This window comes from Xanthomonas arboricola, from assembly GCF_002940665.1.
In the GTDB taxonomy this organism is placed as follows: Bacteria; Pseudomonadota; Gammaproteobacteria; order Xanthomonadales; family Xanthomonadaceae; genus Xanthomonas; species Xanthomonas arboricola_B.
In genome coordinates this window covers 450,064-464,490 of sequence record NZ_MIGY01000003.1, presented here as the reverse complement: position 1 = coordinate 464,490, position 14,427 = coordinate 450,064, and the positions used below count along the sequence as shown (strand labels likewise).

Below are 14,427 nucleotides of genomic sequence, written 5' to 3'. Positions count from 1 at the left end.
ATGTACGCAGTTCTGGTAACCGGCGGTAAGCAATACCGCGTCGCGCAGGGCGAAACGCTCCGCGTGGAAAAGCTCGAAGTCGAAGCTGGCAACGAGATCAAGTTCGACACCGTCCTGATGTTGGGCGATAGCGATGGCATCAAGCTGGGCGATGCGCTGAAGGGCGCCTCGGTCACCGCCAAGGTTGTGGCCCATGGCCGCGCCGACAAGGTGCGCATCATCAAGTTCCGTCGCCGCAAGCACCACATGAAGCGTCAGGGACACCGTCAGTACTACACCGAAATCGAGATCACCGGCATCGCCGGTGGCGATAAGAAGTAAGGAGAACCAGTCATGGCACATAAAAAAGGCGTAGGTTCCTCGCGCAACGGTCGCGATTCCAACCCGAAGTACCTGGGTGTGAAGATCTTCGGTGGCCAGGCCATCGATGCCGGCAACATCATCGTGCGTCAGCGCGGCACTCAGTTCCATCCGGGCGCCGGCGTCGGCCTCGGCCGTGACCACACCCTGTTCGCGCTGGTCGACGGCAAGGTGGAGTTTTCGGTCAAGGGTGCCAAGAAGCGTCGTACCGTCAGCGTGGTTGCCGAGGCGTAATCGCCCGCTCCATGCAGGCCAGTCCGTCAGGCATCCATGCCTGGCGGACGAGACGGAAAGCCCCGCTTTTGCGGGGTTTTTCGTTTGACGGCCGGGAGTGGGGATTCGGGATTGGGGATTCGCAACGGCGGATTTCGAAGTCCCGATACCGCTGCTTCCTGCTGTTTCCGCGGCCGCCTGGCGGCGTCCTGCGGTGGTGTTACCAATCCCAAATTACGAATCCCAAATCTCATGAAGTTAGTCGACGAAGCAGAAATCCTGGTCAGTGCCGGCAATGGCGGCAATGGCTGTGTCGGCTTTCGCCGCGAGAAGTTCATCCCGCTCGGTGGGCCCGACGGTGGCGACGGCGGCAACGGCGGCAGCGTATGGATCGTGGCTGACGAGAACGTCAATACGCTGGTCGACTTCCGGCATGAGCGCACCTTCAAGGCGCAGCGCGGCGAGAACGGCATGGGTCGCCAGGCCTACGGCAAGGGCGGCGAAGACCGCATCATCGTGGTACCGGTCGGCACCGTGGTGATGAATGTGCAGACCGACGAAGTCATCGGCGACCTGACCCAGCATGGCGATCGCCTGCTGGTGGCCAAGGGCGGCAAGGGCGGCCTGGGCAACATGCATTTCAAGAGCTCGGTCAACCGTGCGCCGCGCCAGTCCACCACCGGTGAAGAGGGTGAGGAGCGGTTGCTCAAGCTGGAGCTGAAGCTGCTGGCCGATGTTGGCCTGCTGGGCTTCCCCAATGCGGGCAAGAGCACCCTGATCCGCGCGGTGTCCTCGGCAACCCCGAAGGTGGCCGATTACCCGTTCACCACCCTGTACCCGAATCTGGGCGTGGTCAGCGTCGAGGCGTATCGCAGCTTCGTCATCGCCGACGTGCCGGGCCTGATCGAGGGCGCGGCCGACGGTGCCGGGCTGGGCACGCAGTTCCTGCGCCATCTGCAGCGCACCCGTCTGCTGCTGCATCTGGTGGACATTTCGCCGATGGATGGTGGGGTGGAGGCGTCGCCGGTGGATCAGGTGCGCACCATCGAGCGCGAGCTGGAGCGCCACGATCCCGAGTTGCTGAAGAAGCCGCGCTGGCTGGTGCTCAACAAGGCCGACCTGATGTTCGAGGACGAGGCGCGCGCTGCGGCCGAGACGATCGTGGCCGAGCTTGGCTGGACCGCGCCGTGGTATCTGGTCTCGGCGCTGGGCCGCGATGGCACCTTCCCGATCATGAAGGACATCATGGCGTTCTTCGACCGGCAGCGCGAGGACGAGCTCGAGGCACGCAATGCCGGCTGAGCGCATGCGCAGGCACACAAAAAACCCGGCCAAGGCCGGGTTTTTCTATGCCACCGCAGGCCAGGCCTGCGGTGATGCCAACACGGCTCGCTTACGCGGCCTTGATGGCCTTGATGCGAGCGGTCAGGCGGCTCTTGTGACGCGCAGCCTTGTTCTTGTGAATCAGGCCACGGGCGCTGAAACGGTCGAGAATGGGCTGAGCAACGGCGAAAGCAGCTTCGGCGCCTGCAGCATCGTTGGCGTCAAGGGCCTTGATCACCTTCTTGACGGCGGTGCGCAGCATCGAACGCTGGCCCGTGTTGCGCTCATTGCGCACGACGGTCTGCTTGGCGCGCTTCTTGGCGGACTTGATATTGGCCACGGTGGTGGGTTCCTGAAAAATCGGTGTAGTGGAAAAAGCAAGCGGGAAAGTATGATGGGCTTAGTTATGTACGTCAAGTCAGTTGTCAAGAGGGATGCAGCGTGAGCAAGCCCGGCATGTTGAGAGGCCTGCTCTCATTCAGCAGTATGACCATGGTGTCGCGGGTGTTGGGCCTGATCCGCGACCAGGCGATCTCCACCACCTTCGGCGCCAATGCGGTCACCGACGCGTTCTGGGTGGCGTTCCGGATTCCCAATTTCCTGCGGCGGCTGTTTGCCGAAGGCTCGTTCGCCACCGCCTTCGTGCCGGTGTTCACCGAGGTCAAGGAGACCCGTCCGCACTCGGATCTGCGCGAGCTGATGTCGCGGGTGTCCGGCACGCTTGGCGGCATGCTGCTGCTGATCACCGCGCTGGGGCTGATCTTCACCCCGCAGCTGGCGTCGGTGTTTTCCGATGGCGCGGCCACCGATCCGGATAAATACGGCCTGCTGGTGGACTTGCTGCGGCTGACGTTTCCGTTTCTGTTGTTCGTGTCGTTGACCGCGCTGGCGGGCGGGGCGCTCAACAGCTTCCAGCGATTTGCGATTCCGGCGCTGACGCCGGTGATCCTCAACCTGTGCATGATCGCCGGCGCGCTGTGGCTGGCGCCGCGGCTGGACGTGCCGATCCTGGCGCTGGGCTGGGCGGTGCTGGTTGCCGGTGCGCTGCAATTGCTGTTTCAGCTGCCGGCGCTGAAGGGCATCGACCTGCTGACGCTGCCGCGCTGGGGCTGGACGCACCCGGATGTGCGCAAGGTGCTGACCCTGATGATTCCGACCCTGTTCGGTTCGTCGATCGCGCAGATCAACCTGATGCTGGACACGGTGATCGCCGCACGGCTGGCCGACGGCTCGCAGTCGTGGCTGTCGCTGGCCGACCGGTTCCTGGAACTACCGCTGGGCGTGTTCGGGGTAGCGCTGGGCACGGTGATCCTGCCGGCGCTTGCGCGCCATCACGTCAAGACCGACCGCAGCGCGTTCTCCGGCGCGCTGGACTGGGGGTTCCGCACCACGCTGCTGATCGCGATGCCGGCGATGCTCGGCTTGCTGCTGCTGGCCGAGCCGCTGGTGGCGACCTTGTTTCAGTACCGCCAGTTCACCGCCTTCGATACGCGCATGACCGCGATGTCGGTCTACGGCCTGAGCTTCGGCCTGCCGGCGTACGCCATGCTCAAGGTGTTGTTGCCGGCCTTCTACGCCCGCCAGGACACCCGCACCCCGGTGCGTGCCGGCGTGGCGGCGTTGATCGCCAACATGGTGTTCAACTTCGCGTTGCTGGCGGTGGTCTACCAGATCATGGTGCCGCCCGAGCTCAAGGCCCAGGGCGTGATGCAGGCGCTGGGCAAGCAGCCGGGCCTGCATCTGGCGCTGGGCATTGCCAGCGCGCTGTCCAGTTATCTCAACCTGGCTTTGCTGTGGTACTGGCTGGGCAAGTCCGGCGTGTACCAGCGCCGGCCGGGTTGGGCTGGCTATGCGCTGCGCCTGCTGCTGGCATGCGCGGCAATGGTAGCGGTGCTGTTGAGCCTGCTGTGGTGGCTGCCATCGTTCACCGTGATGGATAAGTGGGATCGCATCGGCTGGCTGGCGGTGCTGGTCGGCAGCGGTGGGGCGACCTACCTGGTGGCGCAAGTGGCGCTGGGATTGCGGCCGCGGCATCTGCGCGAGGGCTAGTCGTCCGCCGAGCTGGCCGAGCAAGTGCGGAGCCAGCCGTCATGCACGGTGGGTGGGCCAATCCCGGGCCGGGAAGGCGCGCAATCGTCTGCCCGCTTCCGGAACGCGGCGGCACAGGCCCGGGGCCGCGCCCATGCGGATTGACAGGCACGGCTATACTTGCGGGTTATGCATCAACGAGGGTCGGCCGGCAGGCCGGCATCTGTTTGGATCGAGGAATGAGCAGGCTGTTTAGAGACGTCGAGGGCGGGACGCTGTTCCCGCACGGAAGCGTGGTCTGCATCGGCGCCTTCGATGGCCTGCACCTGGGGCATCGGGCATTGGTGCAGCACGCAGTCGCGCGCGCGCGCGCGCTGGGGGTGCCGGCGGTGGCGGTAAGCTTCGAGCCGCTGCCGCGCGAGTTTTTCGCCCCGGCCGCGCCGCCACCGCGGCTGACCCTGGCCCGCGCCAAGATTGAAGGGTTGCACGGCTTCGGTGCCGACAGCGTGGGCATGATCCGTTTCGATGGTCGCCTGTCGGCGATGAGTGCCGAAGACTTCGTGCGCCTGGCCCTGGTTGGCCGGCTGTGTGCCAAAGAGGTCTGGATCGGCCCGGAGTTCCGTTTCGGCCATCGACGTGGCGGCGATATCGGCCTGCTGCGCTCGCTTGGTGCGCACTACGGCTTTGCAGCGGGCGAAATCGCGCCAGTGCACCTGCACGGCGAGCGCATCTCGGCCACGCGCATCCGTGAGCTGCTGGGCGCGGGCGAGTTCGCGCACGCCGGGCAATTGCTTGGCCGTCCGTATGCCATCGGCGGGCGGGTGGTGCGCGGCAAGCAGCTCGGCCGCACCCTGGGCTATCCCACCGCCAATCTGCGCTTTCCGCGAACGCCGGCGCTGTCGGGCATTTACGCGACCTGGGTGCATGGCGTGGCCGAGCGGCCGTGGCCGTCGGTCTCGAGCTTTGGCACGCGCCCGACCGTGGCCGGCGTGGAGCCGCTGCTGGAAGCGCATCTGTTCGATTTTCAGGGCGATCTGTATGGCCGGCATATCGAGGTCGAATTCGTCGCCAAGCTGCGCGACGAAGAGAAGTTCGATGGCCTGGACGCGCTGACGGTGCAGATGCATCGAGATGCCGAGCAGGCGCGTGCGGTGTTGGACAGGCACGCAGTTTCTGCAACACATGCGAGTTCCTCGCAACAGCCAACTTATGATGCGAGTCCCTCGCAAGAGCCCGCACATCCATGTGCGGACTTATCAAAAAATCCAGCGCAACGGTAGAGACCTGTGACCCAAGACTACAAAGCCACTCTCCATCTGCCCGCGACGGAATTCCCGATGCGCGGCGACCTGCCCAAGCGCGAGCCGGCGATGCTGGACCGCTGGGAGCGCGAGGGGCTGTACACGCAACTGCGCGCCAATGCGGCAGGGCGCCCGCTGTTCGTGCTGCACGACGGCCCGCCGTACGCCAATGGCCAGATCCATCTGGGCCATGCGGTCAACAAGATCCTCAAGGACATCATCGTCAAGTCGAAGTACCTGGCTGGCTTCGATGCGCCCTACATCCCTGGCTGGGATTGCCACGGCCTGCCGATCGAGATCGCGATCGAGAAAAAGTACGGCAAGGTCGGCGTCAAGCTCGACGCAGCCGAGTTCCGCCAGAAGTGCCGCGAATACGCCACCGAGCAGATCGATCTGCAGCGCCGCGATTTCAAGCGCCTGGGCGTGATCGGCGATTGGGACAACCCGTACAAGACGCTGGATTTCCGCTTCGAAGCCAACGAAATCCGCGCGCTGGCCAAGGTGGTCGACAATGGCCATCTGACCCGTGGCGTGAAGCCGGTGCACTGGTGCTTCGATTGCGGCTCGGCGCTGGCCGAAGCCGAGATCGAATACGCCGACAAGGTGTCGCCGACGGTGGACATCGCCTATCCGGCGCGTGATCCGGCGGCTGTCGCTGCCGCATTCGGCGCCAGCCTGCCGGCGGGCGTGGGCGTGGCGGTGCCGATCTGGACCACCACGCCGTGGACGCTGCCGGCGTCGCTGGCGGTGAGTCTGGGCGCGGAACTGGACTACGTGCTGGTCGAAGGCCCAGCCGATCGCGGCCAGCCGCGCTGGTTGGTGATGGCCGAGGCCCTGGCCGGCAAGGCGCTGGCGCGCTATGGCGTGGACACGGTGGTGGTGCACGGCCATGCCAAGGGCGCGGCGCTGGAGCAGATGCTGCTGAACCACCCGTTCTATGCCGAGCGCGAGATCCCGCTGCTGCTGGGCGACCACGTGTCGGCCGAGGACGGTACCGGCGCGGTGCACACCGCACCGGGCCATGGCCAGGAGGACTACCAGGTCTCCAAGCAGTACGGCCTGCTCGAGCGTTACGGCGCTGCGCAGATCAACCCGGTGGACGGGCGCGGCGTGTACCTGCCGGCGACGCCGCCCCTGGGCGACACTGTCTTGGCCGGGCTGCACATCTGGAAGGCCAACGACATCATCATCGATGCGCTGCGCGACACCGGCGTGTTGCTGGCGGCCAGCAAGATGGAGCACAGCTATCCGCATTGCTGGCGCCACAAGACGCCGATCGCGTTCCGTGCCACGCCGCAGTGGTTCATCTCGATGGAGCAGGCCAACCTGCGCGCCGATGCGCTCAAGGCCATCGACGATGTGCACTGGTATCCGTCCTGGGGCCAGGCGCGTATCGCCGGCATGGTCGATGGACGTCCGGACTGGACCATCTCGCGCCAGCGCACCTGGGGCGTGCCGATCGCCTTGTTCGTGCATCGCGAAACCGGCGAGCCGCATCCGCGCAGCACCGAGTTGCTGCGCCAGGTCGCCGACCGGGTGGAACTGGGCGGCGTGGACGTGTGGTACACGCTGGATGCGGCCGAACTGCTGGGCGACGAGGCGGCCGATTACGACAAGATCACCGACATCCTGGATGTGTGGTTCGACTCCGGCGTGACCCATGAAGCGGTGCTGGTGGACCGCGGCCTGCCCAAGCCGGCCGACCTGTACCTGGAGGGCTCCGACCAGCACCGTGGCTGGTTCCAGTCCTCGCTGCTGACCGGCGTGGCGATGGACAAGGCGGCGCCGTACAAGCAGTGCCTGACCCACGGCTTCACCGTGGACGAGCACGGCCGCAAGATGTCCAAGTCGCTGGGCAACGGCATCGAGCCGCAGGACATCATGAAGACCCTGGGCGCGGACATCCTGCGCCTGTGGATCGCCTCGGCCGATTACAGCAACGAGATGTCGCTGTCGCAGGAGATCCTCAAGCGCAACGCCGATGCGTATCGCCGCCTGCGCAATACCGCACGCTTCCTGCTCGGCAACCTGCATGGCTTTGATCCGCTGCAGCACCTGGTGGCGCTGGACGACATGGTGCTGCTGGACCGCTGGATCGTGCACCGCGCGCACGAGCTGCAGGAAAAGATCGCTGCCGCGTATGCGCGTTACGACTTTGCCGAAATCGTGCAGGCGCTGCTGAATTTCTGCAGCGTCGACCTGGGCTCGCTGTATCTGGATGTGACCAAGGACCGCCTGTACACGATGGCCGAGGATGCGCGCGGCCGCCGTTCGGCGCAGAGCGCGATGTATCACGTGGTCGAGGCGTTCGTGCGCTGGATCGCGCCGGTGCTGAGCTTCACCGCCGAGGAACTGTGGGGTTATCTGCCGGGCAAGCGGGTCGACAACGTGTTGTTCGCCACCTGGTACGACGGCCTGGCGCCGTTGCCGGCCGATGCCGCGCTGAGCAGTGCCGATGTCGACAGGCTGCTGGCCTTGCGCGAGCAGGTGGCCAAGGTGCTGGAGCCGATGCGTGCCAACGGGGCGATCGGCGCGGCGCTGGAAGCGGAGATCACCGTGGCCGCCGATGCGCAGACCGCCGCGCGCTGGCAGCCGCTGGCCGACGAGCTGCGCTTCCTGTTCATCAGTGGCGATGTGACCGTGACTGCGGCCAGCACCGACGACATCTTCGTCAGCGCGCAGCCGACCAGCAAGGCCAAGTGCGTGCGTTGCTGGCACCACCAGGCCAGCGTGGGCAGCGATCCGCGTCACCCGGAACTGTGCAGCCGTTGCGTCAGCAATATCGAAGGTCCCGGCGAGCAGCGCCGCTGGTTCTGACGGGGGTGCGTGATGGCGTGTGGTGGGTCGTCCTGCCGCGCGTTATCGAAACCCCGCACGGGCTGGCGCGCGTCTGCGCCGCGACATCCTTCGCAGGCGCTGGTGCCCGACGGCGATTGCGCCGGCACCGCACGCACGCCCTTGCTGAAGCATGGCGCATGCGGCATGGCGGGCAGGGTGGCCAGCTTTGGCGGCCATGCCATCCTTGCCTGCCTGACATCCAGCGTGCGTCATCTGCCACCGCCATTACGTATCGCCATCCAGGCATCTTCTCCGGCGTCGGAGAAATCACCACCAACTGCGACCTTCCGACATGAGTCAACGTCCCAAACCCTCCGCCCTGATCTGGTTGCTGCTGTCGGCACTCGTGGTCGGGCTGGACCAGTGGAGCAAGGCCTGGGTGCTGTCCAGCCTGCCCGAATACACCCCGGTGCCGGTGATCGACGGCTTCTGGAATTGGTACCGCACCTACAACACCGGCGCGGCTTTCAGCTTCCTGAGCGATGCCGGCGGCTGGCAGCTGTGGTTCTTCACTGCGCTGGCGGTGGGCATCAGCGGCCTGCTGGCGTTCTGGCTGTCGCGCACCGCGCGCGGGCAGTGGCGCAGCGCGCTGCCGTATGCGCTGGTGATCGGCGGGGCGATCGGCAACGTGATCGACCGCCTGATGCATGGCCACGTGGTCGATTTCATCCAGTGGTACATCGGCAGCCATACCTGGCCCGCGTTCAACATCGCCGACTCGGCGATCGTAGGGGGCGCCATCGGGATCGCGGTATTCGGTCTGTTCGACAAGTCCGGCAAGCGCGAGTCGGGGCTTGGGAAGTAGGAATCGACGCTGAAGTCGCGCTGCACCGGCGCCGCCCGCTGCCATCCTCCATTCCCCATTCCCGTAGAATGCCCGCCATGGACGTCCTGCTCGCCAATCCCCGTGGTTTCTGTGCCGGTGTCGACCGTGCGATCGAGATCGTCAAGCGTGCGATCGAGACGCTGGGCGCGCCGATCTACGTTCGCCATGAGGTGGTGCACAACCGCTTCGTGGTCGATGACCTCAAGCAGCGCGGCGCGGTCTTCGTCGAGGAACTGGACGAGGTGCCCGACAACGCCACGGTGATCTTCAGCGCGCACGGTGTCTCACAGGCGGTGCGTCAGGAGGCCGAGCGCCGCGGACTCAAGGTGTTCGACGCGACCTGTCCACTGGTGACCAAGGTGCATTTCGAGGTGGCGCGGCACTGCCGGGCCGGTCGCGACGTGGTGTTGATCGGTCACGCGGGGCATCCGGAAGTGGAAGGTACGATGGGGCAGTGGAGCCGCGAGCGCGGCCCGGGCACGATCTATCTGGTCGAAGACATCGAGCAGGTCGCCACGCTGCAGATCCGCCAGCCGGAAAACCTTGCCTACACCACCCAGACCACGCTGTCGGTGGACGACACCATGGGCATCATCGAGGCCTTGCGTGCGCGCTATCCGGCGATGCAGGGGCCGCGCCACGACGATATCTGCTATGCCACCCAGAACCGCCAGGACGCGGTGCGCGATCTGGCGCGCCAATGCGATCTGGTGCTGGTGGTCGGTTCGCCCAACAGCTCCAATTCCAATCGCCTCAGCGAGCTGGCCCGGCGCGACGGGGTCGAGTCCTATCTGATCGACAACGCCGGCGAGATCGACCCGGCCTGGATCGTTGGCAAGCAGCATATCGGTCTGACCGCCGGCGCCTCCGCACCGCAGGTGCTGGTCGATGGCGTGCTGGCGCGCCTGCGCGAACTTGGCGCCAAGAGTGTGTCCGAGCTGGAAGGCGAGCCGGAATCGATGGTGTTCGCGCTGCCCAAGGAGCTGCGGTTGCGTCTGGTCAGCTGAAAGCGGGCACTCCGGGCTGGCTGAGCCAGCGGCGAGTGCATGCGGCCCGTCCGGGCGTCTGGCGGCCGCAGGTGGTCATCGTCCGCCCGCAGCCCCGGGGCCCGATGCCAGGAACGCGCCATGCGCCGCCCGCTGGCGATTGACCGGGCACCGGCTCCGCTCCTACAATTCACGGCTCGCCGGAATAGCTCAGTTGGTAGAGCGGCGCATTCGTAATGCGTAGGTCGTAGGTTCGATTCCTATTTCCGGCACCATCGCTTCAGCACTGGGTCGACCATTGGTCGGCCCAGTTGCGTTTTGGGCCGGTGCACGCATGTCCCCGGCGCTGACCCACCCATATACGCCGCACACACGCAGGCCGCAATCGATGGCCGCAACTGCATCTGTTCCGCCCTGCGCAGCGCTGCGACAACATGTCGCACAGTTTTGCGCGCATTAATTGCGACAGATCATTGCCGATGGGTTACGTGCAGGTGCAGCAAAGTCTAAAATCAGGGAGCTAACTCGTGTCTTCGGTCTGCGTGGTCGCCTTCCTTCAGGAAGCGCCGTCAGGACGAGTCCACATGGATACGACGAACGAGGCTGGCGTTCCTTCGCACTTGGATCGACCGATGATTCCGTTGAAACATCTCGGGCGTGTACTTCGTCCAGGCCTGATGCTGCCGTTCCTGCTGTTGGCAGGCTGCAACTCGGCCATTCTCAATCCGAAAGGCCAGATCGGCCACGACGAGAAGCAGCTGCTGATCACCTCGGTGGTGCTGATGCTGATCGTGGTCATCCCGGTGATCGTGATGACGATTGCGTTCGCGTGGAAATACCGCGCGTCCAATACGAAGGCGCGCTACGAGCCGGACTGGTCGCACTCCACCGCCATCGAAGTGGTGGTGTGGTCGATCCCGTGCGTGATCATCCTGGTGCTGGCGGTGCTGACCTGGCGCTCCTCGCACGCGCTGGACCCGTACCGGCCGCTGGATTCGGACGTCAAGCCGATCACCATCGAAGCGGTGTCGCTGGACTGGAAGTGGATGTTCATCTACCCGGACCAGAACATCGCCACGGTCAACGAGATCGCGTTCCCGGTGCATACGCCGCTGAACTTCAAGATCACCTCCGATACGGTGATGAACTCGTTCTTCATCCCGCACCTGGGCACGATGATCTACGCGATGGCCGGCATGGAAACCAAGCTGCACCTGGTGGCCGACGAGCCGGGCGAATACTTCGGCCTGTCGACCAACTACAGCGGTCACGGCTTCTCGAAGATGAGCTTCAAGGCGCATGCCGTCGATCAGGCCGGCTTCGATGCGTGGGTGGCCAAGGTCAAGGCATCGCCGACCGCGTTGAATGCCGCCGAGTACCAGGTGCTGGCCGCCAACCGCAACGACAAGGAACAGTATCCGGTCACCTACTACTCGTCGGTGCAGGACGGCATGTTCCGCTCGCTCGTCGACAAATACATGAATGGTCCGGGCCATAACAAAGGCCATGGCGACCATCAGGCAGCGGCGGCAGAGCCGGTTGCCATGTGCACTTCTGGAGACAAGTGATGCTAGGCAAACTTACGATCGAGGCGGTTCCGTACCACGAGCCGATCATCATGGTCGCACTCGGTGGCGCCGGCCTGCTCGGCCTGCTCATCGCGGGCGCCATCACCAAGTACAAGCTGTGGGGCTACCTGTGGAACGAGTGGTTCACCTCGGTGGATCACAAGCGCATCGGTGTGATGTACATCATCGTGGCGCTGGTCATGCTGCTGCGCGGCTTCGCCGATGCGGCGATGATGCGCACCCAGCAGGCAATGGTAGGCAATGGCGGCGAAGGTGTGTTTCCGCCGCATCACTACGACCAGATCTTCACCGCGCACGGCGTGATCATGATCTTCTTCATGGCCATGCCGTTCATGACCGGCCTGTTGAATCTGATCGTGCCGCTGCAGATCGGCGCACGCGACGTGGCGTTCCCGTTCCTGAACTCGCTGAGCTTCTGGCTGTTCGTGGCCGGTGCGGCGCTGATCAACATTTCGCTGGGGGTCGGCGAATTCGCGCAGACCGGCTGGCTGGCCTATCCGCCGTTGTCGGGGCTGGAATACAGCCCGGGGGTCGGGGTCGACTACTACATCTGGGCGTTGCAGGTCTCGGGCCTGGGCACATTGCTGACCGGCATCAACTTCTTCGTGACGATCATGCGGATGCGCGCGCCAGGCATGACCCTGATGCGCATGCCGATCTTCACCTGGACCGCGCTGATCACCAACATCCTGATCATCGCTGCGTTCCCGGTCCTGACCGTGGCGCTGGCGCTGCTGGGTGCCGACCGCTACCTGGGCATGCACTTCTTCACCAATGACGGTGGCGGCAACGCCATGATGTACGTCAACCTGATCTGGATCTGGGGTCACCCGGAAGTCTATATCCTGATCCTGCCGGCGTTCGGCATCTTCTCCGAGTTGATCGCGACCTACAGCCGCAAGCGCCTGTTCGGTTACACCTCGATGGTCTACGCCACCTCGTGCATCGGCGTGCTGTCGTTCGTGGTGTGGTTGCACCACTTCTTCACCATGGGGTCGGGTGCCAACGTCAATGCCTTCTTCGGCATCACGACGATGATCATCTCGATCCCGACCGGCGTGAAGATCTTCAACTGGCTGTTCACCATGTTCCGCGGGCGTGTGCACATGACCTCGCCGGTGCTGTGGACGATCGGTTTCATCATCACCTTCACCATCGGCGGCATGACCGGCGTGATGCTGGCGATTCCGGCTGTGGACTTCGTGCTGCACAACAGCCTGTTCCTGATCGCGCACTTCCATAACGTGATCATCGGCGGCGTGGTGTTCGGTTACCTGGCCGGCCTGACCTACTGGTTCCCGAAGGCGTTCGGCTTCAAGCTCAACGAGAAGATCGGCAAGGCCTCGTTCTGGTGCTGGATCATCGGCTTCTTCGTGGCCTTCATGCCGCTGTACGTGCTCGGCTTCATGGGCATGACCCGTCGCATGAACACCTACAACCACCCCGAGTGGGCGCCGTGGCTGTATGTCGCTGCGGCGGGTGCTGCGATCATCGGCCTGGGTATCTTCCTGAACCTGGTGCAGATCGGTTACAGCGTGTGGAAGCGCAAGGAGCACATGGACTACACGGGCGATCCGTGGGACGGCCGTACGCTGGAATGGGCCACCTCCTCGCCGCCGCCGTTCTACAACTTCGCCGTGCTGCCGCACATCGATGACCGCGATCAGTTCTGGGCCGACAAGCAGAATGGCAAGGGCTGGGTACGTCCGTCCAAGTACGAGGCGATCCACATGCCGCGCAACACCGGTGCGGGCGTGTATATCGGTGCCTTCAGCGTGCTGATGGGCTTCGGTCTGATCTGGCACATCTGGTGGCTGGCCATCATCGGCCTGGTCGGCATGATCGGCAGCTTCATTGCGCGCACCTTCGATGACGACATCGATTACTGGGTGCCGGCCGACGAAGTGGAGCGCATCGAAAACGCGCGCTTCGCCCTGCTCGAACAGCAACATGCGGCGCAGGCCGCGAAGGTGGTATGACCATGTCTTCCTCGACCACGCTTGACCACGCCGCCCACGCGGGCGGCCACCACGACCACGAACATCACGACGCCGGTGGCAACACCGTCTTCGGGTTCTGGGTCTACCTGATGAGCGACTGCCTGCTGTTCGCCGGCCTGTTCGCCACCTATGCGGTGCTCTCGGGCGCCACGGTGGACGGACCGACCGCCAAGGAGCTGTTCGACCTGAAGTTCGTGCTGGTGGAAACCTTCCTGCTGTTGTTCAGCAGCCTCAGCTTCGGCGTTGCGATGATCTCCGCGCACAAGCGCAGCATGACTGGGCTGTATGCCTGGCTGGGCGTCACCGCACTGCTGGGTATCGGCTTTCTGTGCATGGAAGTGTGGGAGTTCAACCACCTGATCCACGAAGGGGCGGGCCCGGGGCGCAGCGCGTTCCTGTCGGCCTTCTTCACCCTGGTGGGCACGCATGGTCTGCACGTGGCCTCCGGCCTGTTGTGGATGGCTGTGCTGGTGATCCAGATCTCCAAGAACGGCCTGACCCCGCGCAACAGCACGCGTCTGGCCTGCCTGAGCCTGTTCTGGCATTTCCTGGACATCATCTGGATCGGTGTGTTCACCGTCGTCTACCTGTTGGGAGCGCTGTAATGGCCAATCACCACGCGCATGAAACCGCCGCCGATGCGCATGCCGGCGGCCTGAAGTCCTACCTGATCGGCTTTGTGATGGCCGTGATCCTCACCGTCATCCCGTTTGCGATGGTGATGAGCGGTGCGTTCTCCAAGGGCGTCACCGTCATCGTGATCTCGCTGATGGCCGCGGTGCAGATGCTGGTGCACATGGTGTACTTCCTGCACATGGATCGCTCGCCCGAGCAGCGCTCCAACGTGCAGGTGGGCCTGTTCTCGCTGCTGATCATCGGCATCGTGATTGTCGGTTCGCTGTGGGTGCTGCACAACATGAACGTCAACATGATGCATTGAGATGGCGCTGTGCCGGATCACGG

The 14,427-nt window shown here is 64.5% G+C and carries 13 protein-coding genes and 1 tRNA gene; 13 read left to right on the top strand and 1 reads right to left on the bottom strand.

Going from position 1 to position 14,427, the window contains the following annotated elements; translation table 11 throughout:
- From rplU to obgE, 3 genes are all read left to right on the top strand, one after another.
- Window positions 1–321 (top strand): 50S ribosomal protein L21, encoded by a 321-nt coding sequence (gene rplU, locus XarjCFBP7645_RS15605; RefSeq protein WP_016901712.1) that lies wholly within the window; start codon window positions 1–3, stop codon window positions 319–321.
- Between the two features lie 12 nt (window positions 322–333).
- Window positions 334–594, top strand: coding sequence for a 50S ribosomal protein L27 (gene rpmA / locus XarjCFBP7645_RS15600; protein WP_010365804.1), 261 nt, complete (start codon window positions 334–336; stop codon window positions 592–594).
- 231 nt (window positions 595–825) lie between these two features.
- Window positions 826–1,875: a GTPase ObgE gene (gene obgE / locus XarjCFBP7645_RS15595; RefSeq protein ID WP_016901714.1), complete on the top strand. Its 1,050-nt coding sequence runs from the start codon at window positions 826–828 to the stop codon at window positions 1,873–1,875.
- A 91-nt stretch (window positions 1,876–1,966) separates the two neighbouring features.
- On the opposite strand, the gene rpsT is transcribed toward obgE, so the two are convergent.
- Window positions 1,967–2,236, bottom strand: a complete 270-nt coding sequence (gene rpsT / locus XarjCFBP7645_RS15590; protein ID WP_002807888.1) for a 30S ribosomal protein S20 — start codon at window positions 2,234–2,236, stop codon at window positions 1,967–1,969.
- 116 nt (window positions 2,237–2,352) lie between these two features.
- On the opposite strand from rpsT, the gene murJ reads away from it, so the two are divergent.
- The 10 genes from murJ to cyoD all read left to right on the top strand — a co-directional run bounded on the left by murJ (window position 2,353) and on the right by cyoD (window position 14,404).
- Window positions 2,353–3,945, top strand: coding sequence for a murein biosynthesis integral membrane protein MurJ (gene murJ / locus XarjCFBP7645_RS15585; RefSeq protein WP_102583740.1), 1,593 nt, complete (start codon window positions 2,353–2,355; stop codon window positions 3,943–3,945).
- A 218-nt stretch (window positions 3,946–4,163) separates the two neighbouring features.
- The gene (locus XarjCFBP7645_RS15580; RefSeq protein ID WP_104538248.1) at window positions 4,164–5,204 is read left to right on the top strand and encodes a bifunctional riboflavin kinase/FAD synthetase; all 1,041 of its coding nucleotides are present in this window, start codon (window positions 4,164–4,166) and stop codon (window positions 5,202–5,204) included.
- A 6-nt stretch (window positions 5,205–5,210) separates the two neighbouring features.
- Window positions 5,211–8,042, top strand: coding sequence for an isoleucine--tRNA ligase (gene ileS, locus XarjCFBP7645_RS15575; RefSeq protein ID WP_104538247.1), 2,832 nt, complete (start codon window positions 5,211–5,213; stop codon window positions 8,040–8,042).
- A 313-nt stretch (window positions 8,043–8,355) separates the two neighbouring features.
- Complete coding sequence (lspA, locus tag XarjCFBP7645_RS15570; RefSeq protein WP_104538246.1) at window positions 8,356–8,868, top strand: signal peptidase II; 513 nt, start codon at window positions 8,356–8,358, stop codon at window positions 8,866–8,868.
- A 77-nt stretch (window positions 8,869–8,945) separates the two neighbouring features.
- Window positions 8,946–9,896: a 4-hydroxy-3-methylbut-2-enyl diphosphate reductase gene (gene ispH / locus XarjCFBP7645_RS15565; RefSeq protein ID WP_104538245.1), complete on the top strand. Its 951-nt coding sequence runs from the start codon at window positions 8,946–8,948 to the stop codon at window positions 9,894–9,896.
- A gap of 178 nt (window positions 9,897–10,074) precedes the next feature.
- Window positions 10,075–10,150: transfer RNA gene (locus XarjCFBP7645_RS15560), tRNA-Thr, on the top strand.
- Between the two features lie 357 nt (window positions 10,151–10,507).
- A complete protein-coding gene (gene cyoA / locus XarjCFBP7645_RS15555; protein WP_104538244.1) occupies window positions 10,508–11,443 on the top strand; it encodes a ubiquinol oxidase subunit II in 936 nt (311 codons plus the stop codon).
- Window positions 11,443–13,443, top strand: coding sequence for a cytochrome o ubiquinol oxidase subunit I (gene cyoB, locus XarjCFBP7645_RS15550; protein ID WP_104538243.1), 2,001 nt, complete (start codon window positions 11,443–11,445; stop codon window positions 13,441–13,443). Before cyoA ends, cyoB begins: the two co-directional genes overlap by 1 nt.
- A complete protein-coding gene (gene cyoC / locus XarjCFBP7645_RS15545; protein ID WP_181126357.1) occupies window positions 13,440–14,069 on the top strand; it encodes a cytochrome o ubiquinol oxidase subunit III in 630 nt (209 codons plus the stop codon). The genes cyoB and cyoC overlap by 4 nt, the downstream gene beginning before the upstream one ends.
- The gene (gene cyoD, locus XarjCFBP7645_RS15540) at window positions 14,069–14,404 is read left to right on the top strand and encodes a cytochrome o ubiquinol oxidase subunit IV (protein ID WP_006450195.1); all 336 of its coding nucleotides are present in this window, start codon (window positions 14,069–14,071) and stop codon (window positions 14,402–14,404) included. The genes cyoC and cyoD overlap by 1 nt, the downstream gene beginning before the upstream one ends.
- The last annotated feature ends 23 nt before the right edge of the window (window positions 14,405–14,427 follow it).